A 566-nucleotide genomic window follows, 5' to 3' on the forward strand; every position below is an offset into this window, starting at 1 on the left:
TACACGATGGTCGACCAGCTCAACGGCTTCGCCTCCGAAGTGACCCGCGTCGCGCGCGAAGTGGGTTCGGACGGCAAGCTGGGCGGCCAGGCGCAGGTCCCCGGGGTCGGCGGCACGTGGAAGGATCTGACCGACAATGTAAACGCGATGGCGGCGAACCTGACCGGCCAGGTTCGCAACATCGCCGAGGTGACGACGGCGGTGGCGCTCGGCGATCTGTCGAAGAAGATCACGGTCGACGTGAAGGGCGAGATCCTCGAACTGAAGAACACGATCAACACGATGGTCGACCAGCTCAACGGCTTCGCCTCCGAAGTGACCCGCGTCGCGCGCGAAGTGGGTTCGGACGGCAAGCTCGGTGGCCAGGCGCAGGTGCCCGGTGTCGGCGGGACGTGGAAGGATCTGACCGACAACGTCAACGCGATGGCGGCGAACCTGACCGGCCAGGTCCGCAACATCGCCGAGGTGACGACGGCGGTGGCGCTCGGTGATCTGTCGAAGAAGATCACGGTCGACGTGAAGGGCGAGATCCTCGAGCTGAAGAACACGATCAACACGATGGTCGA

At 64.7% G+C, this 566-nt stretch carries 1 protein-coding gene; it reads left to right on the top strand.

All coding sequences use genetic code 11. The features are described 5' to 3' along the window. Positions 1-566 (top strand): HAMP domain-containing protein (locus AC1RM6_RS30430; RefSeq protein ID WP_493108439.1); only part of this gene is annotated, 566 nt, incomplete at both ends.

This window comes from Rhizorhabdus sp. GW822-FHT03C02 (assembly GCF_058801765.1).